Origin of the sequence: Pseudomonas sp. A014 (genome assembly GCF_052378495.1) — a bacterium.
Lineage (GTDB): Bacteria > Pseudomonadota > Gammaproteobacteria > Pseudomonadales > Pseudomonadaceae > Aquipseudomonas > Aquipseudomonas machongensis.
On sequence record NZ_CP199001.1, the window covers coordinates 5,707,137 to 5,731,006 of the forward strand.

A 23,870-nucleotide genomic window follows, 5' to 3' on the forward strand; every position below is an offset into this window, starting at 1 on the left:
CCGGGGCTTTTTCATGTCGCTACAACGGGATCAGCCGTTGAACACGTCATCCACGCTCTTGAGCGGGTAGTGCTTCGGATACGGCAGGGTCGCCACACCGGATTCGATGGCGGCCTTGGCCACGGCATCGGAAACGACGGTGATCAGGCGAGCGTCCAGCGGCTTCGGAATGATGTACTCACGGCCGAACTCCAGACCTTCAACACCGTAGGCCTCGCACACTTCCTTCGGAACCGGCAGCTTGGCCAGGTCTTTCAGGGCGATAGCGGCGGCAATCTTCATCTCTTCGTTGATGCGCTTGGCGCGAACGTCCAGGGCACCACGGAAGATGAAGGGGAAGCCCAGAACGTTGTTGACCTGGTTCGGGTAGTCGGAACGACCGGTGGCCATGATCACATCGCTGCGGGTGGCGTGGGCCAGCTCTGGAGCGATTTCCGGATCCGGGTTCGAGCAGGCGAACACGATCGGGTTGGCAGCCATCGACTTCAGGCCTTCCGGGCTCAGCAGGTTCGGGCCGGACAGGCCAACGAACACGTCAGCGCCTTCCAGCGCATCAGCCAGGGTGCGCTTGTCGGTGGCGTGAGCGAACTGCGCCTTGTACTGGTTCAGGTCGTCGCGGCCAGCGTGGATGACGCCGCTGCGGTCGATCATATAGATGTTCTCGACCTTGGCGCCCATGCTGACCAACAGCTTCATGCAGGAGATGGCGGCAGCGCCGGCACCCAGGCAGACGATCTTGGCGTCTTCGAGCTTCTTGCCTGCGATTTCCAGGGCGTTGATCATGCCGGCGGCCGTCACGATGGCGGTGCCGTGCTGGTCATCGTGGAATACCGGAATGTCGCACTGTTCGATCAGGGTACGCTCGATCTCGAAGCACTCAGGTGCCTTGATGTCTTCGAGGTTGATGCCACCGAAGGTGATGGAGATGCGGCGAACGGTGTCGATGAAGGCCTGTGGGCTTTCCGACTCGACTTCGATGTCGAACACGTCGATACCGGCGAAACGCTTGAACAGAACACCCTTGCCTTCCATGACTGGCTTGGAGGCCAGCGGGCCGAGGTCACCCAGGCCGAGGATGGCGGTACCGTCGGAGATCACAGCGACCAGGTTACCCTTGCCGGTGTATTTGTAGGCCAGCTCTGGATCACGGCCAATTTCGCGTACCGGCTCGGCGACGCCTGGGCTGTAGGCCAGGGCAAGGTCACGGGCGGTGGCGGTTGGCTTGGAGAGTTCGACGCTCAGTTTCCCCGGGCGAGGTTGAGCGTGATATTCGAGAGCGGCGGTTTTCAAGTCTGACATGGTGGGCATTCCGCTTGTTTACTGTTCTGACGGACCGCCGAGGATACGCAAAGAGCCGGGAGGCGACAAGACTGCCCGGTCACATGTGTCAAGGCCCTTGGCCTACGACTTTACGCTACAACCCGCGGGGCTTACGGCCTTGAGTGTGTACAATCCAAACCAATAATGTCTACAACTATTTTTTCACCGAAACCTGCTCCAACATGCTCGGATCGCTCAGCGGCAACAGCCAGCGTCGCTGCCCAGGCTTGAGCCCGCCCTTGCGGGAACGGTCCAGCACCCAGCCGCGCGCCTCGACCTGACGCCCCTTGAGATTATCGAAGAAACCGTCGGGGAAGGCGCGTTGCAGACGAGCGGGAACCTGCAGCACCACAGCCTCGTCAAGCTCCAGCCAGACGCCTCCTCGATTGCGATCGATCGCGCTCACCCTGCCGCCGATCACAGCGAACCCGGATTGCCTCAGGCGCCCCGCTGCGATGACCGGCGACTGCCGCCAGAGCCCGAGCCTACCTGTGCGTGCGGCCTGTTCGGCCTGTTGCTGGCAACCAACCAGACGCACGTTGGGTGCCACCGCAACGCGATAGGCCAAGCCTTCACTGAGCAACCGTGCCTCAAGATTGTCGCCATTGCGGCCATAGATGTGCGCCAAGGTGCGCCCGTACTTGTCCCTGGGTTCCACACCCGGCACCAGCCCCACCCGGCCATCACTGGCCTGCACCAGTGCCTCCAGCCGCCGCCTGGCCGCCTCGGCATAGGGCTCGCTGGTGCGACCTTTGCGCCCGATCTCGGGCGCATTGATACCAATCAGCCGCACGCTGCGGCCATCCCCCAGACGCACGGTATCGCCATCGACGACCTGACGCACCGTCACTGGCTGCACGGCCTCGGGCACCGGGCAGAAGGCCTGCGCGGGAACATGCCAGATTGCGCCCACAAAAAAGGCGCCCACGAGGGGCGCCTTCTTTTGCAGCAATGCGAAACCCGAAGGGCTCGCCGTGCGCATGATTACTTCTTGGTACCGAACATACCGAAGCGATCGGCGAACTTCTGTACGCGACCACCGGTGTCCAGGACTTTCTGCTTACCGGTGTAGAACGGGTGGCAGAGGTTGCAAACGTCGATCGCCAGGGTGTTGCCCAGGGTCGAACGGGTTTCGAATTTGTTGCCGCAGCTGCAGGTGACAGCAACTGCTTCGTAGTTCGGATGAATATCGGCTTTCATGGTCACTTCCTCGAGCTGCGTGCCGCCACCCAACACCAATTGTTGAATACCGCACGTAATTAGGCGGCGAATAATACCAGACCGCCAGGCCAGCGCAAGTTGTCGCTTGCACCGGCCGTCGTCTGCTAGGCTCGTGCGATTCCCGACCAGCTACGAAGACCTGCCGCGTGTCCGACGTCATCCTGCGCCTTGCCCTGCCCTCGCCCCTGCGTCGCTTGTTCGACTACCGGGCCCCGGCCGCCATGGCACGCCAGCAACTGACACCCGGCATGCGCATCCGCGTACCGTTCGGCCGTCGCGAGATGATCGGCGTGCTGGTGGAGGTCTGCGAGCAGAGCGAAGTCCCCGCCGACAAGCTCAAGCCAGCGAGCATGCTGCTCGACCCGGTCTCGCCGCTGCCTCCGGCACTGTTCAAGCTGTGCCTGTGGACCGCCCACTACTATCAGCACAGCCTGGGCGACACCCTGAGCTGGGCATTGCCGGTGTTGCTGCGTCAGGGCGAAGCAGCCGAAGTGCGCCAGGAGCGTTTCTGGCATGCGACCCCCGGCGCGCGCCTGGACGACCCACGTATCGCCCGGGCACCGCGCCAGAAAGAGGCCTTGCAGACCCTCGCCCAGCACCCTCATGGCGTAGCCCACAGCGTGCTGGCCAAACTCGGGCTGAACAAAGATAGCCTCGACCTGCTGCTGGCCAAGGAACTGGTGCAGGTCGAGGTGCGCCGGCACCTGCCGGCGCCACGCCATGACCGCTGGCTGGCCCAGCCGGAACTGCCGCTCAACGAGGAGCAGAGCGCTGCCTTCCAGGCCGTGCGCGCAGGCTTCGGCAGCTTCCACGCCTTCCTGCTGGCCGGTGTCACCGGCAGCGGCAAGACCGAGGTCTACCTGCAGCTGATTCGCGAAACCCTGGAGGCCGGCAAGCAGGCACTGATCCTGATCCCCGAGATCAACCTCGGCCCGCAGACCCTGGCGCGCTTCGAGCAGCGCTTCAATGCCCGCATCGCCCTGCTGCACTCGGCCGTCAACGACCGCGAGCGCCTGGATGCCTGGCTCGCTGCCCGCGATGGCGAGGCCGACATCATCATCGGCACACGTTCGGCACTGTTCACGCCCATGAAGAACCCGGGCCTGATCATCATCGACGAAGAACACGACGGCTCCTACAAACAACAGGAAGGGCTGCGCTATCACGCCCGCGACCTGGCCGTGGTCCGCGCGCACCAGGAGAACATCCCGATCCTGCTGGGCTCGGCGACACCTTCGCTGGAAAGCCTGCACAACGCCCACAGCGGGCGCTACGGCCTGCTGCGCATGAACCAGCGCGCCGGCGGCGCCCGCCCGCCGCGCTTCATGCGCCTGGATGTACGCAGCCTGCCGCTGGACAGCGGCATCAGTGGCCCACTGCAGCAGGCGATCGGCCAGACCCTGGCAGCCGGTCAGCAAGTGCTGGTGTTCCTCAACCGCCGCGGCTTCGCCCCGACGCTGCTGTGTCACGACTGCGGCTGGCTGTCGGAGTGTCCACGCTGCGATGCACGCATGACCGTGCATCAGCGCTCAGGCGTACTGCGCTGTCACCACTGTGGTTACGACGAACGCCTGCCCCTGCAATGCCCGCAGTGCGCCCACGTCGACCTGCGCCCGGTCGGCGCCGGAACCGAGCGCGCCCAAGAGCGCCTGAAGACCCTGTTCCCCGATTACCCCGTCCTGCGCGTGGACCGCGACAGCACGTCGCGCAAGGACGCCATGCACCACCTGTTCACCACCATCCAGCGCGGCCAGCCGAGCATTCTGGTCGGCACCCAGATGCTGGCCAAGGGGCATCACTTCCCGCGGGTAACCCTCGTGGCCATTCTCGATGCCGATGGCGGACTGTTCTCGGGTGATTTCCGCGCCAGCGAGCGAATGGCGCAGCTGATCGTCCAGGTCGCAGGCCGCGCCGGGCGGGCCGAGGAGCCTGGAAAGGTGATCGTGCAGACCCACCTGGCCGAGCATCCACTGCTGGTGCAACTGACCGAGCAAGGCTATTTCGCCTTCGCCGAGCAAGCCCTGAGCGAGCGGCGCGCCGCCGGTCTGCCGCCCTTCTCGCACCTGGCCCTGCTGCGCGCCGAAGCGCACAAGCCAGGGCAGGCGGAAGCCTTTCTCGACGAGGCCTGCGCCGCCGCCGAGGGTGTGCTGGCAGAGCAGGGCTTGAGCGGCATCGAGCTGCTCGGCCCGGTACCTGCCCCCATGGAGCGCCGTGCCGGCCGCTTCCGCGCGCAGCTGTTGATCCAGGCCAATGCCCGGGCGCCGCTGCATCGACTGATCAGTAGCTGGTTGCTAGTGTTGGAACAGATGCCGTCGGGACGGCAGGTGCGCTGGTCGCTGGATGTGGACCCGGTCGATCTCTACTGAATCCATGAAAGCCAGCGCAATCCTGCGCGAGCCGTAAAGGTTGGCAATCAAGCCCCGGCCACGGATAATGTTCCGTTTTTCCACCTGCGCATCGAAGCGCTGCACCGCGCTTGCGGTCGAAAAGAGAACCCGATGAAAGACACCATTCGCCAGCTGATCCAGCAAGCCCTCACCCAACTCGTCAACGAAGGTGTGTTGCCTGAAGGCCTGACGCCGGCGATCCAGGTGGAAAACGCCCGCGACAAGACCCACGGCGACTTCGCCAGCAACATCGCCATGATGCTGGCCAAGCCGGCAGGCATGAAGCCGCGCGACCTGGCCGACAAGCTGATCGCCGCCCTGCCTGCCAGCGCCGACATCAGCAAGGTCGAGATCGCCGGCCCCGGCTTCCTCAACTTCTTCCAGAACACCGACGCCCTGGCCAACCGCCTGGAGGCGGCACTTGCAGATGCCCACCTGGGCGTGCGCAAGGCCGGCGCAGCGGAAAAAGTGGTCATCGACATGTCGGCGCCAAACCTGGCCAAGGAGATGCATGTCGGCCACCTGCGCTCGACCATCATCGGCGACAGCGTCGCGCGCGTGCTGGAATTCCTCGGCGACGAGGTGATCCGCCAGAACCACGTGGGCGACTGGGGCACCCAGTTCGGCATGCTGCTGGCCTACCTGGAAGAAAACCCCATCACCAGCGACGAGCTGTCGGACCTGGAAAACTTCTACCGCGCGGCGAAGAAGCGCTTCGACGAATCGGAAGACTTCGCCAACCGCGCCCGTGGCCTGGTGGTCAAGCTGCAAGCCGGCGACCCCGAGTGCATGGCGCTGTGGACGCGCTTCAAGGATATCTCGCTGTCGCACTGCCAGAAGACCTACGAACTGCTCAACGTCAAGCTGACCATGGCCGACGTGATGGGCGAAAGTGCCTACAACGCCGACCTCGCCAACGTGGTCGCCGACCTCAAGGCCAAGGGTCTGCTGGTCGAAAGCCAGGGTGCGCAGTGCGTGTTCCTGGAAGAGTTCAAGAACACCGAAGGCGAGCCACTGCCGGTGATCGTGCAAAAGGCCGACGGCGGCTATCTCTACGCCACCACCGACCTGGCTGCGGTGCGCTACCGCAGCAATGTGCTCAAGGCCGATCGCGCCTTGTACTTCGTCGACCAGCGTCAGGCGCTGCACTTCAACCAGGTTTTCGAAGTGGCTCGCCGCGCCGGCTTCGTCGGGCACCCGATGAAAATGGAGCACATGGGCTTCGGCACCATGAACGGCGCCGATGGCCGTCCGTTCAAGACCCGCGACGGCGGCACCGTGAAGCTGATCGACCTGCTGAGCGAAGCCAAGGAGCGCGCCTACGCGCTGGTCAAGGAAAAGAACCCGAGCCTGGCCGAGGACGAACTGCGCCACATCGGTGAAGTGGTCGGGATCGGCGCGGTGAAGTACGCCGACCTGTCCAAGCACCGTACCAGCGACTACAGCTTCAACTTCGAACTGATGCTCAACTTCGAAGGCAACACCGCGCCCTACCTGCTTTACGCCTATACCCGCGTGGCCGGCGTGTTCCGCAAGCTGGGCAAGGGCTTCGACGAAGTCGAGGGCGACATCGTGCTGCAGGCTGCCCACGAGCAGGACCTGGCGGCTCGCCTGGCACAGTTCGGCGAAACGCTGAACAACGTCGCCGAAAAAGGCACCCCACACGTGCTGTGCAGCTACCTCTACGACCTGGCCGGCCTGTTCTCCAGCTTCTACGAGAACTGCCCGATCCTCACCGCCGAAACCGTCGAACAGCAGCAGAGCCGCCTGCGTCTCGCCGCGCTGACCGGCCGTACTCTCAAGCAGGGCCTGGAGCTGCTCGGCCTGGAAACCCTGGAGCGCATGTAAGTTGGCTGCCAAGAAAAAACCCGCGCCCAAGCGCGGCGCCAGCCGTCACCAGCCACCCGCCAAACAGCCGATCCCGGGTTGGGTTTGGCTGGCGGTCGGCCTGACCGTAGGCGCATTCATCGTATTCCTGATGAAGCTCGAGCCCGGCGGCGACGACATCAAGCGTGCCAAGCCTGAACAGCAGAAGCCCGCCAAGGTCGCCGAGGCGGCCAAAGGCAGCACGCCGACCACGCCGCAGCCGATCAAGCCCAAGTACGATTTCTACACCCTGCTGCCAGAGTCGGAAGTGATCGTGCCGCCTGAAGCGGTGCCGGAGAAGACGCCGCCCGTGCCGGCCCAGCCGGTCACGCCGGTCACTCCTGCCGAAGCCGCGAAGATCGACACGGCCCGAGCCCAGGCTGCGCTGTCGGGGCAGACGCCGCCACCGGCTCCACCAGTGATCAAGCCTGCAGCGACCACGCAGTTCTTCCTCCAGGCCGGTTCGTTCCGCAAGGAAGCCGATGCCGACAAGGTACGTGCGCAGATCATCCTGCTCGGCCAGGTGGTCAAGGTGGAATCGGGGACGGTGAAGGAAGAAACCTGGTACCGCGTACTGGTCGGTCCGTTCAGCAACCGTGAACAACTGACCGTGGCACAGAAGCAGCTGGCTGGAGCAGGTTTCAGCAACCTGCTGCTGCAGCAGCGACAGACCCGCCAGTAACGAAAAAGGCCTTGCCGCACTGCGACAAGGCCTTTTTTCTGAGGGAGTCAGCGCTGCTTGCCATTGACCTCGGAAACCTGGGTGTTGAGGGTCCAGAAGTCATACAGCACGCCAATCAGGAACAGGCCGCCGGTAAACAGGTAGATCAGTGCGCTGATCCACTTGCCCTGGTAAAGCCTGTGAATGCCGAAAATACCCAGGAACGTCAGCAGCACCCACGCCACGCTGTAGTTCACCGGCCCTGGCTGGAACCGCAGGTCAGCCTCGCGGTCCATGGACGGGATCAGGAACAGGTCGATCAGCCAGCCGATACCCAGCAAGCCCAGCGTGCAGAACCAGATCGTCCCGGTGATCGGTTTGCCGTAGTAGAAACGGTGCGAGCCGGTGAAGCCGAAGATCCACAGCAGGTACCCGATGACCTTGCTGTGCGTGTCATGAAGCGGCGCACCCTGTTGATACGTATTCATTCAAAACCCTCGTGGGATAGCCGAAAATTTTCTAACGAAAAATGTGACTTTTTCGTTTTGCCCCGACGTATGGTACCCAGCCACACGACCAACGGATCAGATTTTGATCAAAAAGCTGTTATAAAGTTGCGCGCCAACATCTATAAACATCCATAAAGAGCTTCAACTATGCCGCCTTTCTTCAAGACATGGCTGACCCTCTGCCTATTGTTACCCCTGGCCGCCCACGCCACCAACCGTGAGCAACGACTCCCCAACGGATTCACTGGCTACACCTCCAACGCCGATGTTTCCGTGAAACGCACCCCCGCCAAGCAGGTCAGCCTGCGTGCGCGTCCGGCCAATGCCGCGAAGAACCACGCGCTGAAAGTGGCGGCGATGTCGCCCAAGCAGAGCAGCGAAGTACTCAGCCGTGCCGTCAACGTGCTCGGCACCCCCTACCGCTGGGGCGGTAGCACGCCTGGCAAGGGCTTCGACTGCAGCGGCCTGGTCAAGTACGCCTTCAACGATGTCGCCGACGTCGATCTGCCACGCACCTCGAACGCCATGGCCCAAGGGCATGGCGTGAAAGTGGCGCGGGATGACCTCAAGCCCGGCGACCTGATCTTCTTCAACATCAAGAGTCGTCGGGTCAATCACGTTGCCATCTACCTGGGCAACGACCGCTTCATCCACGCGCCGCGCACCGGCAAGCGGGTGAGCATCGACAGCCTCGAGAAGCCGTACTGGCAGAAGCATTATGTGGTTGCCAAGCGCGTGCTGCCCAAGGAGCAGGAGGCGCTGCGGCTGGCCAAGCGTTGAGGTAGGTTTCTCTCTCTGGCTTCTTCGCGGGCAAACCCAAGAAGAGGCCAGCAGTTTCACCCAGTCCCGTCGATCACTCCCCGCTTCATCAACGCCTGCATCGCCCCTTCCATCGTCACCATCCCCTGCGCCGTGCCGGTCTGCATCACCGACTGCAACTGCGCCAACCGCCCTTCGCGAATCAGGTTGCGCACCGCTGGCGTCGCCACCAATACCTCCCGCGCCGCCACACGACCACCGCCTACTCGACGCATCAGCACCTGCGCCACCACCAGACGCAACGACTCGGCCAACATGGCGCGCACCAGCGGCTTCTCTTCGGCGGCGAACACGTCCACCAGGCGATCGATGCTGCTCGCCGCTGTTCGCGTATGCACCGTGGCCAGCACCAGATGCCCGGTCTGCGCCGCTCGCAGCGCCAGACGAATGGTCTCCAGGTCACGCAATTCCCCGATCATGATCACATCCGGATCCTGGCGCAGGGCACTGCGCAACCCCTGGGCAAAATCGCGACTGTGGCGGCCGATCTCGCGCTGAGTGATCAGGCAGCGCTCGGCGCGGTGCACGAATTCGACCGGATCTTCCAATGTGAGGATGTGGTTTGAGCGCTCACGATCAAGCTGCGCGATCAACGCAGCCAGTGTGCTGGACTTGCCACTGCCGGTCGGACCACCCACCAGCACCAGGCCATCACGGCACTGGGCAATGACTCGATACACTTCCATGAGGTCGAGTTCTTCGACCGTTGGCATCTGTGCAGGTATCAGCCGCAGGCTTGCGGCCAACCCCCGATACTGCCGGTACAGGTTCAGACGAAAACGGCCAAGCCCAGGCAGATCAAGGGCCAGATCGATTTCCTCAGCCGCCAGCCACAGGCGCCGCTGATCAGCATCGAGCCAGGGCGCCAAGCCTTTCTCGATCATTTCGCTTTGCAAGGCAGGCAACGCCAGGCGCTGCAATTCGCCATCCAGGCGCCACAGCGGCGCCTCGCCCGCAGCCAGGTGCAGGTCCGAAGCCCCCGCCGCCACGGCTCGGGCTAACAGGTCGGTCACATCCATGAGACTCCCCAAAGGCCATCAAGCAGGTAGAATGCCGCACACCACTGAGCTGCCGGCATCGATCCATGTCCACCCTAGCAGACAACCTTCGCGCTATCAGCGAACGCATCGACAACGCGGCCCGAGCCGCTGGACGCGACACCGCCAGCGTACACCTGCTGGCCGTGAGCAAGACCAAGCCCGCCACCGCCATTCGCGAAATCCACGCCGCTGGCGTACGCGACGTCGGCGAGAACTACCTGCAGGAAGCCCTGGCCAAGCAAGATGAATTGCGCGACCTGCCCTTGATCTGGCACTTCATCGGCCCCATCCAATCGAACAAGACCAAGGCCATTGCCGAACACTTCGACTGGGTACACAGCGTGGATCGCCTGAAAATCGCCCAACGCCTGAGCGAGCAGCGCCCCAGCGGCCTGCCAGCGCTGAACGTCTGCCTGCAGGTGAACGTCAGCGGCGAAGACAGCAAATCCGGCTGCACCCCGGCCGATCTGCCGGCACTGGCCCAGGCCGTGGCCGAACTGCCCAACCTGCGTCTGCGCGGGCTTATGGCGATTCCCGAGCCCAGCGACGACCGCGCTACCCAGGAGGCCGCCTTCGCCCGCCTGCGCCAGTTACAGGAAAACCTGGGCCTTGGCCTGGACACGCTGTCCATGGGCATGAGCCACGACCTGGAAGCGGCCATCGCCCAGGGTGCGACCTGGGTCCGTATCGGCACCGCCCTGTTCGGCGCCCGCGACTACGGCCAGCCCTGATTCCATGCTTTACTCACTCTCTCCTTCAAGGACCTGACATGAGCAAGACTCGTATTGCCTTCATCGGCGCCGGCAACATGGCCGCCAGCCTGATCGGCGGCCTGCGCGCCCAGGGCCTGGACGCCGCGCAGATCCGCGCCAGCGACCCGGGTGCCGAGACCCGCGCCCGGATCAAGGCCGAGCACGGCATCGAAACCTTCGAAAGCAACGCCCAGGCCATCGATGGCGTGGACGTGATCGTGCTGGCGGTCAAGCCACAGGTCATGAAAGCCGTGTGCGAGACCCTGAAACCAACCCTGGCGCCGGGCCAACTGGTGGTCTCCATCGCTGCCGGCATCACCTGCCAGAGCCTGCAGAGCTGGCTGGGCGAAATCCCGGTGGTGCGCTGCATGCCCAACACGCCATCGCTGCTGCGCCAAGGTGCCAGCGGCTTGTACGCCACCGCTCAGGTCTCCGGCGAACAACGCCAGCAGGCAGAGCAACTGCTGACTGCGGTCGGCACCGCCCTGTGGCTGGAACAGGAGCAGCAGCTGGACGCCGTGACCGCGGTCTCCGGCAGCGGCCCGGCGTATTTCTTCCTGCTGATCGAGGCCATGACCGCTGCTGGCGAGAAGTTCGGCCTGCCGCGTGAAACCGCCTCGCAACTGACCCTGCAGACTGCCCTGGGCGCCGCGCACATGGCGGTTGCCAGCGATGTCGATGCCGCCGAACTGCGCCGCCGCGTCACCTCGCCGGCCGGCACGACCGAAGCGGCGATCAAGTCGTTCCAGGCCAACGGTTTCGAGGCCATCGTCGAGCAGGCGCTGCAGGCTGCGGCCACGCGCTCCGCCGAGCTGGCCGAACAATTGGGCAAATAAGGAGCTGTCGATGAATGCACTGTCCGACGCCGCGATCTTCGTGGTGCAAACCCTGGTCAGCCTGTACCTGGTGATCGTCCTGCTGCGCTTCGTGCTGCAACTGGTCAAGGCCGACTTCTACAACCCGCTGAGCCAGTTCGCCGTGCGCGCCACCCAACCGCTGCTCAAGCCAATCCGCCGGGTCATTCCCAGCATCGCTGGCCTGGACACCTCTTCGCTGCTGCTGGCGATCGTGATCCAGGCGCTGCTGATGGCCTTCGTGCTGATGGTCACCTACGGCACCTTCGGCGACATCCTGCACCTGCTGATGTGGGCGATTCTCGGCATCACCTCGCTGTTCCTGAAGATTTTCTGGGTCGCGATGATCGTCATGGTGATCGTCTCGTGGGTCGCGCCGAACAGCCACAACCCCGCCGCCGAACTGGCCTACCAGATCAGCGAGCCAGTGCTGGCGCCGTTCCGCCGCCTGGTGCCCAACCTCGGCGGCATGGACATTTCGCCGATCTTCGCCTTCATCGCCATCCAGGTGATCCAGTCGTTCCTGATGCCACAACTGGCTGCCTATGCCGGCATGCCGGAACAGCTGTGGCGGATGATCTGAACCACCGCGTCATCCAGCGGCAGCCTTTGCTTGCCGCTGGGGGTAGCGCTCTTTAGACTTACGCTTCCGTCAAGCGTGAGCAGGGTCGATGTCCACTGTCTTTCCCGAAGATTCCGTCGGTCTGGTAACCCCCCAGATCGCCCGGTTCGATGAACCGCTGGCCCTGGCCTGTGGCCGCGCGCTGGCCTCGTACGAACTCATCTACGAAACCTATGGCCAGCTCAACGCCAGCGCCAGCAATGCCGTGCTGATCTGCCACGCACTGTCCGGTCACCACCACGCCGCCGGCTACCACGCTGCCACCGACCGCAAGCCGGGCTGGTGGGACAGTTGCATCGGCCCGGGCAAGCCGATCGACACCAACCGCTTCTTCGTGGTCAGCCTGAACAACCTCGGCGGCTGCAATGGCAGCACCGGCCCGAGCAGCCTCAACCCGGCTACCGGCAAGCCCTATGGCGCGGACTTCCCGGTCCTGACCGTGGAAGACTGGGTACACAGCCAGGCCCGCCTGGCCGATCGCCTCGGCATCCAGACCTGGGCCGCCATCGTCGGCGGTAGCCTGGGCGGCATGCAGGCGCTGCAGTGGACCATCACCTACCCCGATCGCGTGCGCCACTGCGTGGACATCGCCTCGGCGCCCAAGCTGTCGGCACAGAACATCGCCTTCAACGAAGTGGCACGCCAGGCCATCCTCACAGACCCCGAGTTCCACGGCGGTTCGTTCCAGGACCAGGGCGTGATCCCCAAGCGCGGGCTGATGCTGGCGCGCATGGTCGGGCACATCACCTACCTGTCCGACGACTCGATGGGCGAGAAATTCGGCCGTGAGCTCAAGAGCGACAAGCTCAACTACGACTTCCACAGCGTCGAGTTCCAGGTCGAGAGCTACCTGCGCTACCAGGGCGAGGAGTTTTCGGGGCGCTTCGATGCCAACACCTACCTGCTGATGACCAAGGCGCTGGACTACTTCGACCCGGCCGCCGCCCACGATGGCGACCTGGCCGCCACGCTGGCGCATGTCACCGCGCATTACTGCATCATGTCGTTCACCACCGACTGGCGCTTCTCGCCAGCACGCTCGCGAGAGATCGTCGATGCCCTGATGGCTGCGCGCAAGAACGTCTGCTACCTGGACATCGACTCGCCCTACGGCCACGACGCCTTCCTCATCCCGACCCCGCGCTACATGCAGGGTTTCGCGAACTACATGAACCGCATCACCCTCTGAGGACCGCATGAGAGCCGACCTGGAAATCATCCACGACTGGATCCCCGCCGGCAGCCGGGTACTCGACCTGGGCTGCGGCAATGGCGAACTGCTGGCCTCGCTGCGTGATCGCAAGAACGTCACCGGCTATGGCCTGGAGATCGACGCCGACAACATCGCCGAGTGCGTAAACAAGGGCGTCAACGTCATCGAGCAAGACCTGGACAAGGGCCTGGGCAACTTTGCCAGCAACAGCTTCGACGTGGTGGTCATGACCCAGGCCCTGCAGGCCGTGGAATATCCCGACCGCATTCTCGACGAGATGCTGCGGGTAGGCCGCCAGTGCATCATCACCTTCCCCAATTTCGGCCACTGGCGCTGCCGTTGGTACCTGGCCACCAAAGGACGCATGCCGGTGTCGGACTTCATGCCCTACACCTGGTACAACACCCCGAACATCCACTTCTGCACCTTCGAAGACTTCGAGAACCTGTGCCACGAGCGCAATGCCAAGGTGCTCGATCGCCTGGCCGTCGACAACCGTCACCGCAACGGGTGGGGCGGTCGGCTTTGGCCTAATCTTCTGGGAGAGATCGGCATCTATCGGGTCAGTAGTCCTGGGCTGCAGGAGCACCAGGTCGCGGTCTGATCCACCTATCGGAGGAATGGCACCATGCGTCGTCTCGCTCTCTTGCTGATCAGCCTGTGCCTGGCCTGGCCAGTGCTGGCTGCCGACGCCGCCCGTCCCGAGCGCAAGCAGGACTTCGGCGACGTCACGGTGCACTACAGCGCCTTCACCTCGAGCATGCTGCAGCCGGACATCGCCGCAGCCACCGGCCTTGTCCGCAGCAAGAATCAGGGCGTGCTCAACATCGCTGTGCTCAAGGCCGGCAAGCCTGGCACGGCGGTGGTCAGCGGCACGGTCAAGGACCTCACCGGCCGCAGCAGCCCGCTGTCGTTCAGGCAGATCACCGACCAAGGTGCGGTGTACTACATCGCCCAGTTCAAGATCGCACAGGCTGAAACCCTGACCTTCGACCTCAACATCGAAACCGGCGGCCTCAGCCACACACTCAGCTTCAACCAGGAAGTGTTCCCAGGCGAATGATGAATTTCCAGCAACTCGTATTGGCCAGCCACAATGCCGGCAAACTGAAAGAGCTCCAGGCCATGCTTGGCGGCTCCGTGCAACTGCGCTCGATCGGCGAATTCAGCCAGGTCGAGCCGGAGGAGACCGGCCTGTCGTTCGTCGAGAACGCCATTCTCAAGGCCCGCAACGCCGCGCGCCTTTCCGGTCTGCCGGCACTGGCGGACGACTCGGGGCTGGCGGTGGACTTCCTGGGCGGCGCACCGGGCATCTACTCGGCTCGCTATGCCGACGGCAAGGGTGATGCGGCGAACAACGCCAAGCTGCTCGATGCCCTGAAGGACGTGCCCGAGGAGCAGCGCGGCGCGCAGTTCGTCTGCGTCCTGGCCCTGGTGCGCCATGCCGACGACCCTCTGCCGATTCTCTGCGAAGGCCTGTGGCACGGTCGCATCCTGTTCGAGGCCAGCGGCGACCATGGCTTCGGCTACGACCCACTGTTCTGGGTACCGGAGCGCAACTGCTCCAGCGCCGACCTCGCACCGCTCGAGAAGAACCAGCTCAGCCATCGCGCCCGCGCCATGGCCCTGCTGCGTCAGCGTCTGGGCCTGGCATGACCGAACAGCCGTCCCTGCAGCCGGCGGGCCTGATCCTTCCAGAGCGCCCGCCGCTGTCGCTGTACATCCACATCCCCTGGTGCGTGCGCAAGTGCCCCTATTGCGACTTCAACTCGCACCAGGCCGGCCCGACGCTGCTCGAAGACGACTACATCGACGCCCTGCTCGCCGACCTGGACCAGGAGCTGCCCGCGGTGCAGGGCCGCCCGATCAGCACGATCTTCTTCGGCGGCGGCACGCCAAGCCTGTTCAGTGCCGCCTCGCTGGGGCGCCTGCTGCAAGGCATCGAGCAACGGATCCCGTTCGCCCCGGACATCGAGATCACCCTCGAAGCCAACCCCGGTACCTTCGAGCAGGACAAGTTCAAGGCCTACCGCCAGACCGGCATCAACCGTCTATCCATCGGTGTGCAAAGCTTCCAGCCGAGCAAGCTCGAAAAGCTCGGGCGCATCCACAACGGCGACGAGGCCGTGCGCGCTGCAGACATGGCCCGCGCAGCAGGTTTCGACAACTTCAACCTGGACCTGATGCACGGCCTGCCGGACCAGTCGCTGGACGAGGCGCTGGGTGACCTGCGCCAGGCCATCGCACTCGCGCCTACGCACTTGTCGTGGTACCAGCTCACCCTGGAACCGAACACCGTATTCTGGAACCAGCCGCCCGAACTGCCCGAGGACGACATCCTCTGGGACATCCAGGAGGCCGGCCAAGCGTTGATGGCCGAACATGGCTACCACCAGTACGAAGTTTCGGCCTACGCTCAGCCAGGACGCGCAGCACGGCATAATCTCAACTACTGGCGCTTTGGCGACTTCATCGGCATCGGCGCGGGGGCGCATGGCAAGCTGTCGTTCCCGGACGGGCGTATCCTGCGCACCTGGAAGACCCGCCTGCCCAAGGACTACCTCAACCCGGCGAAGCCCTTCAAAGCCGGCGAGAAGCTGCTGCCCGCCGATGAGCTGCCGTTCGAATTCCTGATGAATGCCCTGCGCCTGACCGATGGCGTGGAGGCCGAACTCTTCACCCGACGCACCGGCCTGCCGCTGGCACAGTTGGCAGAAGCACGCCGTGCTGCCGAACAAAAGGGCCTACTGCAGGTCGAACCCGATCGACTGGCGGCGACACCGCGGGGCCAGTTGTTCCTCAACGACCTGCTGCAGTACTTCTTGAATTAAGGATGACCCATGGACCTGGTACTCGACCTGCTCTCGACCGTTTCCCGCTGGAGCCGCAGCAACCTGTCAGAAATTTCGCTGGCGCTCGTGGGGTGCTTGCTGGTGTTGTTCGGCACCGACCTCAAAGGCTGGGTCGATCAGCGCCTGGGTGGCCTCGCTGGCGCCCTGCGCGTGCCTTTCATGGCGCTGCTGGTGATGATCGGCAGCGGCGCGGCGCTGATCTATGCCACGCCCTGGGTGGTGAAGGCGCTGGCGCAATTCAACAACTATGCGCTGGCGCCGGTGCTGCTGGTGGTGCTGGTGCTCATCGGCGTGGTGGCGGATCGTCGCGGTTAACCCCACGCTTACAGGCCAGCCAAATGAAAAACGCCCTTCTCAGGGCGTTTTTTCGATCAGTCCAGCTTCTCGAACTTCAAATCCCAGACGCCATGCCCGAGCCGCTCGCCGCGACGCTCGAACTTGGTGATCGGCCGCTCTTCAGGCCGCGGCACATAAGCGCCGTCAGCCGCCTGGTTGCGGTAGCCCGGCGCGACCTTCATCACGTCCAGCATGTGCTCGGCATAGGGCTCCCAGTCGGTGGCCATGTGGAACACACCGCCGACCTTGAGTTTGCGCCGTACCAACTCGGCGAACTCGGGCTGGACGATGCGGCGCTTGTGATGGCGCGCCTTGTGCCAAGGATCGGGGAAGAACAGCATCAGGCGATCGAGGCTGTTGTCGGCCACGCAGCGGTTGAGCACCTCGATGGCGTCGCAGTCGTACACCCGCAGGTTCTTCAGACCTTGGGTCAGCACGCCGTTGAGCAGCGCGCCAACACCCGGGCGGTGCACTTCCACGCCAATGAAGTCCAGCTCAGGCGAAGCAGCGGCCATCTCCAGCAGGGAGTGCCCCATGCCGAAGCCGATCTCCAGGGTGCGCGGCGCCGAGCGGCCGAACACCTGGTCATAATCCACCGGGCTGTCGGCCAGGGGCAGGATAAACAGCGGGCCACCCTGATCAAGGCCACGTTGCTGGCCTTCGGTCATGCGGCCTGCGCGCATCACGAAGCTCTTGATGCGGCGGTGCGGGCGCTCTTCGCCTTCAGCGGTGATCGGCGTTTCTTGCGATTCAGTCATCAGGGGCTCTTACTTGATCAGACCATCCAGCGGCGACGAGGCGCTGGCATAGAGTTTTTTCGGCATACGCCCGGCCAGATAGGCCATGCGACCGGCGACGATGGCGTGCTTCATCGCTTCGGCCATCAGCACCGGCTGCTGGGCGTGCGCGATAGCGGAGTTCATCAGCACGGCTTCGCAACCCATTTCCATGGCGATGGTCGCGTCGGAGGCAGTACCTACACCGGCGTCGACCAGTACCGGCACCTTGGACTCTTCGAGAATGATCTGCAGGTTGTAGGGGTTGCAGATCCCGAGCCCGGTACCAATCAGGCCCGCCAGGGGCATCACGGCGATACAGCCGGCTTCGGCCAGTTGACGGGCGATGATCGGATCGTCGCTGGTGTAGACCATCACGTCGAAACCGTCCTTGACCAGCACTTCGGCAGCCTTGAGGGTTTCGATCACGTTGGGGAACAGAGTCTTCTGGTCGGCCAGCACTTCCAGCTTCACCAGGTTGTGGCCATCGAGCAGCTCGCGGGCCAGGCGGCAGGTGCGCACGGCTTCGACGGCGTCATAGCAACCGGCGGTGTTCGGCAAAATGGTAAAGCGGTCCGGCGGCAGCACATCGAGCAGGTTCGGCTCGCCCGGGTTCTGGCCGAGGTTGGTGCGGCGCACGGCGACGGTGACAATTTCGGCACCCGAGGCTTCGATGGCCAGGCGGGTTTCTTCCATGTCACGGTACTTGCCGGTGCCGACCAGCAGGCGCGACTGGAAAGTGCGTCCGGCCAGGGTGAAGGGCTTGTCGCTACGAACGTTGCTCATCGTTGTTCCTCTGGAAAGGTTGCGGGACTTGCGGGTGGGGCACGGCAGAAGCGTCAGCCGCCACCGATGGCGTGGACCACTTCGACCTGGTCACCCTCGTTCAACAGGGTGCTTTCGTGCTGGCTGCGCGGCACGATGTCCAGGTTCAGCTCCACCGCCACACGACGCCCGACCAGCTCCAGCCGACCCAGCAGGGCCGCGACGCTCTCGCCCGCAGGCAGTTCGTAAGGTTCACCGTTCAGTTGAATGCGCATGCGCACGGCCACCATCGTTCATTGGGGCCCGCATTCTAGCCCCGATCAGCCTTGCAACCCAAGGGCGACACACGCCATTAGTCGCGATTCCCGACCGCTTGGTCAGCCCAGGCGCCAGGCTGCCAGCCCCAGGCACAGCCAGCCGGCGAGGAAGCACAGGCCGCCGATGGGGGTGATGATGCCAAGCTTGCCCAACCCGGTGAGGGTCAGCACGTAAAGGCTGCCGGAGAACAGCAGGATACCGACTGCGAACAGCCCGCCCGCCCAGCCGACCAGACGCCCCGGCAAGTGCACCGAAAGCAGCGCGACCGCCAGGATCGCCAGGGCATGGACCAGTTGATAAGTGACGCCGGTGTGGAAGATCGCCAGGTAATCGGCGGTAAGACGGTTCTTCAGGCCGTGTGCGGCAAAGGCACCCAGGGCCACCCCCGTAAAGCCAAAGAACGCGGCGAGCATCAGGAAGCTGCGAAGCATGGGACGACTCCTCGAGAGGGGTCTGTATAATGGCCGGTTCCATCGGTCCGGCCAAGCTATCGACATGCTGTCATCCCTGATCCGCCGTCTCGCCCGCGCACTGCTCTGGTTCGCCGCCGGCAGCATCGTGCTGGTGCTCGTGCTGCGCTGGGTGCCACCACCAGGCACTGCGTTGATGGTCGAACGCAAGGTGCAGTCCTGGTTCAGTGGCGAGCCGATCGACCTGCAGCGCGACTGGACGCCTTGGGACGAGATCTCCGACGAGCTCAAGGTGGCCGTTATCGCGGGCGAGGACCAGCACTTCGCCAACCACTGGGGTTTCGACATTCCCGCGATCCAGGCCGCACTGGCACATAACGAGCGCGGCGGCAGTATCCGCGGCGCCAGCACGCTCTCCCAGCAAGTGGCGAAGAACCTGTTCCTGTGGTCGGGGCGCAGCTGGTTTCGCAAAGGTCTCGAAGCCTGGTTCACTGGCCTGATGGAGCTGTTCTGGTCGAAGGAGCGGATCCTCGAGGTCTACCTCAACAGCGCCGAATGGGGGCCAGGCGTATTCGGCGCCCAGGCAGCGGCGCGCTATCACTTCGGCGTCGATGCCAGCCGTCTCACTCGCCAACAGGCCAGCCAGCTCGCTGCAGTGCTGCCCAGCCCGATCAAGTGGAGCGCCAGCCGCCCGAGCACCTATGTCGCCAGCCGGGCGGGATGGATTCGACGACAGATGAGCCAGCTCGGGGGAACCAGTTACCTGATGCAGTTGGAGAGCGCACGCAAGCCTTGATCCGCTTGCCGCCCCATGCGAACAACAAAAAGCCGCCTGCCCCGCGAGGGACAGGCGGCTTTTCAGTCAGGGCGCCGATCAGATCGTGATCAGTGCCTTGACCTTGCTCATCGCGTTCTTCTCGAGCTGACGAATCCGCTCGGCCGATACACTGTACTTCTCTGCCAGCTCGTGCAGCGTGGCCTTTTCCTCGGCCAGCCAGCGCTGATAGAGAATGTCGCGGCTGCGCTCGTCCAGGCCACTGAGTGCCTCGTGCAGGTTGCTGTTGGAGTTGTCGTTCCAATCGGCATCTTCGAGCTGCAGGGCAGGATCGTAGCGGTGATCCTCAAGGTAGTGCGCAGGCGACTGGAAGGCGCTGTCGTCGTCCGCATCGGCTGCCGGATCGAAGGCCATGTCCTGACCGCTCAGGCGGCTTTCCATCTCGCGCACTTCCCGAGGCTCGACGCCCAGGCTTTCGGCGACACGGTGCACTTCATCGTTATTCAGCCAGGCCAGACGCTTCTTCTGGCTGCGCAGATTGAAGAACAGCTTGCGCTGCGCCTTGGTGGTGGCGACCTTGACGATGCGCCAGTTACGCAGGATGAACTCGTGGATCTCTGCCTTGATCCAGTGCACGGCGAAGGACACCAGGCGCACGCCCATCTCGGGGTTGAAGCGCTTGACCGCCTTCATCAGGCCGACGTTGCCTTCCTGGATCAGGTCAGCCTGGGCCAACCCGTAGCCGGCATAGCTGCGGGCGATATGTACGACGAAACGCAGGTGGGCCATCACCATTTGCCGAGCGGCCTCAAGATCCTGCTCATAATAGAGACGCTCGGCCAGTTCACGCTCCTGCTCGACCGTCAGCAGCGGAATGCTGTTGACCGTGTGCACGTAGGCTTCCAGGTTCGCACCGGGCACCAGGGCATAGGCAGGTTGCAACGAAGTGGTCATTCAAGTACCTCCGACTCACTGGACTCGTGCCTTGTGGGCACTGCCATCATTGACCCGGAACCATGAAAGAAGTTCCTGGATGAAAAAAGTCAATGCTGGCAAGAAAGCATTATCGCGGTGCAAGCTCGTTCAGGTGGCGAGCGACCGCAATCCAAGCACCGATATACCCCAAGAGCACCGCACCAATCAAGAGTGACAGACCATCGGACCCCGGTACCCCGCCCAGGGCGAAGTCACTGTTGTACAGCCCGGAAAGCCCGACAACCGCGTCGTTCAGCCAGTTCAGGCCAAACGCCAGGATGCCCCATGCCAACACGCCCGCACCCAGGCCGTACAAGGCTCCCATGTAGAGGAAGGGACGCCGCACGTAGCTGTCGGTACCGCCGACCAGCTTGATCACTTCGATCTCGACACGGCGGTTCTCGATGTGCAGCCGAATTGTGTTACCAATTACCAAAAGCAGTGCGGAAATCAGCATGACCGCCAGGCCGAAGACGAAACGGTCACCCAACTTGAGGATCGCCGCCAGGCGCTCGACCCAGACCAGGTCCAACTGAGCCACTTCGACCCGCGGCAACTCCGACAGGCGCTGACGCAAGGCTTCGAGCGCCGGCTTGTCGACTTCGGTCGGGGTCACCACCACCACGCCGGGCAGCGGGTTGTCGGGCAACTCGCGCAAGGCCTCGCCCAGGCCGGATTGCTGCTGGAACTCCTGCAGCGCCTGCTCGCGGCTGACGTAGGTCGCCTCGGCCACGCCGGGCATGCCCTTGATCTCATCGCGCAGCGCTTCTCCTTCCTTGCTACCCGCATCGAGCTTGAGATAAAGCGAAATCTGCGCTGCGCGCTGCCAGGAACCCCCAAGCTTCTCGACGTTCTTCAGCAGCAGCGACAGGCCCATGGGCATGCTCAGTGCCACTGCCATCACCAGACAGGTGAAGAAGCTGCCGATTGGCTGCTTGCCCAGGCGGCGAAGGCTGTCGGCGAGGCTGGCGCGATGGCTTTCCAGCCAGGCGTTCAACAGGGTGCGGAAATCCGGACCATCGTCATCATGGCCACCACGCTGTTTTTCCGGCTTCGGGTCGGCGGCCTTGGGCGCAACGCGCTCGGAAACCTTTGGCGTACGCGTAGTGCTCATTGTCCGGCCTCCCCATCGCCGATCAGTCGTCCGCGCTGAAGCGTCAGCATGCGGTGACGCATGCGCGCGATCAGCGCCAGGTCGTGGCTGGCGATCAGCACCGTGGTGCCCAGGCGGTTGATATCTTCGAACACGCCCATGATCTCTGCGGCCAGCCGCGGGTCGAGGTTACCGGTGGGTTCGTCCGCCAGCAGCAGCGCCGGCTGGTGGACGATGGCACGGGCGATGCCCACGCGCTGCTGCTGCCCGGTCGACAGGTCAGCGGGGAACAGCTCGCCCTTGTCCGACAGCGATACGCGCTCCAGCGCCGAATCCACGCGCTTGGCGATCTCCGCCTTGGACAGCCCGAGGATCTGCAGCGGCAACGCGATGTTGTTGAACACGGTGCGATCGAACAGCAGTTGGTGGTTCTGGAACACCACGCCGATCTGGCGGCGCAGGAACGGGATCTGCGCATTGCTGATCTGACCCAGGTCCTGGCCGGCCAACAGCAGCTTGCCGCTGGTCGGGCGCTCCATCGCCAGCAGCAGGCGCAGCAAGGTGCTCTTGCCCGCGCCGGAGTGGCCGGTGACGAACAGGAATTCGCCCCGGCGTGCCCGGAAACTCAGCTCATGCAGGCCGACATGGCCATTGGGGTAGCGCTTGGCGACCTGCTCGAATCGGATCATGGATGCTCACGCTCGGCAAACAGGGCTTTGACGAAGGGTTCGGCCTCGAAGGTGCGCAGATCGTCGATACCCTCACCGACCCCGATGAAGCGGATCGGCAGGCTGAACTGCTTGGCCAGGGCGAAGATCACACCGCCCTTGGCAGTGCCGTCCAGCTTGGTCAGGGCCAGGCCGGTCAGCTCGACGCTCTGGTTGAAGTACTTGGCCTGGCTGATGGCGTTCTGTCCGGTGCCCGCGTCCAGCACCAGCAGGACCTCGTGCGGCGCGTCAGCGTCGAGCTTGCCGATGACCCGACGGACCTTCTTCAGCTCTTCCATCAGGTTGTCCTTGGTGTGCAGACGTCCGGCGGTGTCGGCGATCAGCACGTCGGCGCCACGGGCCTTGGCGGCCTGCACGGCATCGAAGATCACCGAGGCCGAATCGGCGCCGGTGTGCTGGGCGATCACCGGGATCTGGTTGCGCTCGCCCCAGACCTGCAACTGCTCTACCGCAGCCGCACGGAACGTATCGCCGGCAGCGAGCATGACCTTCTTGCCTTCGAGTTGCAGCTTCTTGGCCAGCTTGCCGATGGTAGTGGTCTTGCCTGCGCCGTTCACGCCGACGACAAGGATCACATAGGGCTTGCTCTGGGATTCGATCTTCAGAGGCTGCTCGACCGGACGCAGCAGCGCGGCCAGCTCTTCCTGCAGCGACTTGTACAGTGCATCGGCGTCTGCCAACTGCTTGCGGGCGACCTTCTGTGTGAGATTCTGGACGATCAGCGAAGTGGCCTCGACGCCTACGTCGGCAGTGAGCAGGCGCGTCTCGATCTCGTCGAGCAGGTCGTCGTCGATGACCTTCTTGCCCAGGAACAGGCTGGCCATGCCTTCGCCAATGCTGGCACTGGTCTTGGACAGGCCCTGCTTGAGGCGGGCGAAGAAGCCGGGCTTGGACTGCTCGGCAGCGGCAACCACGGCAACCACGGGTTCTGGCTCGACAAGGGCAGGCTCAGGCTGGGGCTCCACCCGTGCAGGCGCAGGCGCCTCGGCCACTGGCGTGATAACCACCGGCTCCGGCTCGACGACAACCGCTGCCACAGGCTCAGGGCTCGCGACAGGGCGCTCGGGAATGGCTGGTGGTTCGCTCGGTTCCAGGTCAGGGACCAGCGCCACGGGTTCCTCGGCGACAGGCAGTACCAGATTGCTGACCGGCGCAGCCACCGGAGCCTCAGCCACCGGAGCCGGGATTTCGACCTCGATGGGCTGCGCAGGTATGGCCTGGGAAGCCTCTACCGACGGCGGCACTTCATCTGGCACAACCGGCGCATCGGCGGCAACCGGCTCGAGCGGAGTGACAACGGCCTGCTCGACGGGCGTGGCTGGCGCTACCGGCTCGTTAACGGGCTGCTCGGGGGCTTGCGGCTGTTCGGCGACAGGTTGCTGCGGCTTCTTGCGAAACCAGCCGAACAGGCCTTTCTTTTCACCGGCCTCGGCCGGCGCTTTCTTGTCGTCGTTGGAACCAAACATGGAAGACGGCTATCTCAGGGTAGCGATGCACCATCATTGGGCATCGGGAATTCTCTATACGCAGAACAGACTCTCTTGAAGCCGGCTGGTTCATGCGCAACGTTTTGTCGTA

General features: G+C 63.9%; 27 protein-coding genes. 14 read left to right on the forward strand and 13 right to left on the reverse strand.

Features of this window, described 5'->3' with window-relative positions; genetic code table 11:
* Positions 1-30: 30 nt before the first annotated feature.
* The 3 genes from ACTYOL_RS26310 to rpmE form a co-directional block, all read right to left on the reverse strand.
* Positions 31-1,299, reverse strand: coding sequence for a malic enzyme-like NAD(P)-binding protein (locus tag ACTYOL_RS26310; RefSeq protein WP_054891184.1), 1,269 nt, complete (start codon positions 1,297-1,299; stop codon positions 31-33).
* A gap of 175 nt (positions 1,300-1,474) precedes the next feature.
* Positions 1,475-2,302, reverse strand: a complete 828-nt coding sequence (locus tag ACTYOL_RS26315; RefSeq protein ID WP_153773283.1) for a thermonuclease family protein — start codon at positions 2,300-2,302, stop codon at positions 1,475-1,477.
* 2 nt (positions 2,303-2,304) lie between these two features.
* Positions 2,305-2,520 carry a 50S ribosomal protein L31 gene (rpmE, locus tag ACTYOL_RS26320; protein WP_054891182.1) on the reverse strand — a complete coding sequence of 72 codons (216 nt, stop codon included), beginning with the start codon at positions 2,518-2,520 and terminating at the stop codon, positions 2,305-2,307.
* 167 nt (positions 2,521-2,687) lie between these two features.
* Between rpmE and ACTYOL_RS26325 the strand changes: the two genes are divergently transcribed.
* From ACTYOL_RS26325 to ACTYOL_RS26335, 3 genes are all read left to right on the forward strand, one after another.
* Positions 2,688-4,907 carry a primosomal protein N' gene (locus ACTYOL_RS26325; RefSeq protein ID WP_444757323.1) on the forward strand — a complete coding sequence of 740 codons (2,220 nt, stop codon included), beginning with the start codon at positions 2,688-2,690 and terminating at the stop codon, positions 4,905-4,907.
* Between the two features lie 132 nt (positions 4,908-5,039).
* Positions 5,040-6,776: an arginine--tRNA ligase gene (argS, locus tag ACTYOL_RS26330; protein WP_054891180.1), complete on the forward strand. Its 1,737-nt coding sequence runs from the start codon at positions 5,040-5,042 to the stop codon at positions 6,774-6,776.
* A 1-nt stretch (position 6,777) separates the two neighbouring features.
* Entirely contained in the window at positions 6,778-7,476 is a 699-nt protein-coding gene (locus ACTYOL_RS26335) for an SPOR domain-containing protein (protein WP_054891179.1), read from the forward strand.
* Between the two features lie 47 nt (positions 7,477-7,523).
* Here ACTYOL_RS26335 and ACTYOL_RS26340 read toward each other — a convergent pair whose 3' ends face one another.
* Complete coding sequence (locus ACTYOL_RS26340; protein ID WP_065863958.1) at positions 7,524-7,943, reverse strand: NINE protein; 420 nt, start codon at positions 7,941-7,943, stop codon at positions 7,524-7,526.
* A gap of 168 nt (positions 7,944-8,111) precedes the next feature.
* Between ACTYOL_RS26340 and ACTYOL_RS26345 the strand changes: the two genes are divergently transcribed.
* Positions 8,112-8,744 (forward strand): C40 family peptidase, encoded by a 633-nt coding sequence (locus tag ACTYOL_RS26345; RefSeq protein ID WP_054891178.1) that lies wholly within the window; start codon positions 8,112-8,114, stop codon positions 8,742-8,744.
* 56 nt (positions 8,745-8,800) lie between these two features.
* On the opposite strand, the gene ACTYOL_RS26350 is transcribed toward ACTYOL_RS26345, so the two are convergent.
* Complete coding sequence (locus ACTYOL_RS26350) at positions 8,801-9,802, reverse strand: type IV pilus twitching motility protein PilT (RefSeq protein WP_444757324.1); 1,002 nt, start codon at positions 9,800-9,802, stop codon at positions 8,801-8,803.
* A gap of 65 nt (positions 9,803-9,867) precedes the next feature.
* Between ACTYOL_RS26350 and ACTYOL_RS26355 the strand changes: the two genes are divergently transcribed.
* The 9 genes from ACTYOL_RS26355 (at position 9,868) to ACTYOL_RS26395 (ending at position 16,431) form a co-directional block, all read left to right on the forward strand.
* Positions 9,868-10,554 (forward strand): YggS family pyridoxal phosphate-dependent enzyme, encoded by a 687-nt coding sequence (locus tag ACTYOL_RS26355; RefSeq protein ID WP_063541619.1) that lies wholly within the window; start codon positions 9,868-9,870, stop codon positions 10,552-10,554.
* Positions 10,555-10,592: 38 nt separating this feature from the next.
* A complete protein-coding gene (gene proC / locus ACTYOL_RS26360) occupies positions 10,593-11,411 on the forward strand; it encodes a pyrroline-5-carboxylate reductase (RefSeq protein WP_444757325.1) in 819 nt (272 codons plus the stop codon).
* A gap of 10 nt (positions 11,412-11,421) precedes the next feature.
* Positions 11,422-12,012, forward strand: a complete 591-nt coding sequence (locus ACTYOL_RS26365; protein ID WP_054891174.1) for a YggT family protein — start codon at positions 11,422-11,424, stop codon at positions 12,010-12,012.
* Between the two features lie 88 nt (positions 12,013-12,100).
* A complete protein-coding gene (gene metX, locus ACTYOL_RS26370; protein ID WP_054891173.1) occupies positions 12,101-13,240 on the forward strand; it encodes a homoserine O-succinyltransferase MetX in 1,140 nt (379 codons plus the stop codon).
* Between the two features lie 7 nt (positions 13,241-13,247).
* A complete protein-coding gene (gene metW, locus ACTYOL_RS26375; protein WP_063541621.1) occupies positions 13,248-13,868 on the forward strand; it encodes a methionine biosynthesis protein MetW in 621 nt (206 codons plus the stop codon).
* A gap of 24 nt (positions 13,869-13,892) precedes the next feature.
* Positions 13,893-14,327, forward strand: coding sequence for a DUF4426 domain-containing protein (locus tag ACTYOL_RS26380; protein ID WP_063541623.1), 435 nt, complete (start codon positions 13,893-13,895; stop codon positions 14,325-14,327).
* Positions 14,324-14,920 carry an RdgB/HAM1 family non-canonical purine NTP pyrophosphatase gene (rdgB, locus tag ACTYOL_RS26385; RefSeq protein ID WP_054891170.1) on the forward strand — a complete coding sequence of 199 codons (597 nt, stop codon included), beginning with the start codon at positions 14,324-14,326 and terminating at the stop codon, positions 14,918-14,920. The genes ACTYOL_RS26380 and rdgB overlap by 4 nt, the downstream gene beginning before the upstream one ends.
* Positions 14,917-16,095 (forward strand): radical SAM family heme chaperone HemW, encoded by a 1,179-nt coding sequence (hemW, locus tag ACTYOL_RS26390; RefSeq protein WP_444757326.1) that lies wholly within the window; start codon positions 14,917-14,919, stop codon positions 16,093-16,095. The genes rdgB and hemW overlap by 4 nt, the downstream gene beginning before the upstream one ends.
* Positions 16,096-16,104: 9 nt before the next feature.
* Entirely contained in the window at positions 16,105-16,431 is a 327-nt protein-coding gene (locus ACTYOL_RS26395; protein ID WP_054891168.1) for a DUF3392 family protein, read from the forward strand.
* Positions 16,432-16,487: 56 nt separating this feature from the next.
* On the opposite strand, the gene trmB is transcribed toward ACTYOL_RS26395, so the two are convergent.
* From trmB to ACTYOL_RS26415, 4 genes are all read right to left on the reverse strand, one after another.
* Complete coding sequence (gene trmB / locus ACTYOL_RS26400) at positions 16,488-17,210, reverse strand: tRNA (guanosine(46)-N7)-methyltransferase TrmB (protein ID WP_054891167.1); 723 nt, start codon at positions 17,208-17,210, stop codon at positions 16,488-16,490.
* Between the two features lie 9 nt (positions 17,211-17,219).
* Complete coding sequence (locus ACTYOL_RS26405; RefSeq protein WP_444757327.1) at positions 17,220-18,014, reverse strand: thiazole synthase; 795 nt, start codon at positions 18,012-18,014, stop codon at positions 17,220-17,222.
* Positions 18,015-18,067: 53 nt separating this feature from the next.
* The gene (gene thiS / locus ACTYOL_RS26410; protein ID WP_054891258.1) at positions 18,068-18,268 is read right to left on the reverse strand and encodes a sulfur carrier protein ThiS; all 201 of its coding nucleotides are present in this window, start codon (positions 18,266-18,268) and stop codon (positions 18,068-18,070) included.
* A gap of 102 nt (positions 18,269-18,370) precedes the next feature.
* Positions 18,371-18,742 (reverse strand): DUF423 domain-containing protein, encoded by a 372-nt coding sequence (locus tag ACTYOL_RS26415; protein WP_054891165.1) that lies wholly within the window; start codon positions 18,740-18,742, stop codon positions 18,371-18,373.
* A gap of 64 nt (positions 18,743-18,806) precedes the next feature.
* Here ACTYOL_RS26415 and mtgA point away from each other — a divergent pair, with 64 nt between their 5' ends.
* Complete coding sequence (mtgA, locus tag ACTYOL_RS26420) at positions 18,807-19,517, forward strand: monofunctional biosynthetic peptidoglycan transglycosylase (protein WP_065863965.1); 711 nt, start codon at positions 18,807-18,809, stop codon at positions 19,515-19,517.
* A gap of 78 nt (positions 19,518-19,595) precedes the next feature.
* On the opposite strand, the gene rpoH is transcribed toward mtgA, so the two are convergent.
* The 4 genes from rpoH to ftsY all read right to left on the reverse strand — a co-directional run bounded on the left by rpoH (position 19,596) and on the right by ftsY (position 23,758).
* Positions 19,596-20,450 (reverse strand): RNA polymerase sigma factor RpoH, encoded by an 855-nt coding sequence (gene rpoH, locus ACTYOL_RS26425; protein ID WP_112899427.1) that lies wholly within the window; start codon positions 20,448-20,450, stop codon positions 19,596-19,598.
* 109 nt (positions 20,451-20,559) lie between these two features.
* Complete coding sequence (gene ftsX / locus ACTYOL_RS26430; protein WP_063541629.1) at positions 20,560-21,585, reverse strand: permease-like cell division protein FtsX; 1,026 nt, start codon at positions 21,583-21,585, stop codon at positions 20,560-20,562.
* On the reverse strand, positions 21,582-22,253 hold the full coding sequence (ftsE, locus tag ACTYOL_RS26435; RefSeq protein ID WP_011531723.1) for a cell division ATP-binding protein FtsE: 672 nt from the start codon (positions 22,251-22,253) through the stop codon (positions 21,582-21,584). Before ftsE ends, ftsX begins: the two co-directional genes overlap by 4 nt.
* On the reverse strand, positions 22,250-23,758 hold the full coding sequence (ftsY, locus tag ACTYOL_RS26440; protein WP_444757328.1) for a signal recognition particle-docking protein FtsY: 1,509 nt from the start codon (positions 23,756-23,758) through the stop codon (positions 22,250-22,252). Before ftsY ends, ftsE begins: the two co-directional genes overlap by 4 nt.
* Positions 23,759-23,870: the final 112 nt, after the last annotated feature.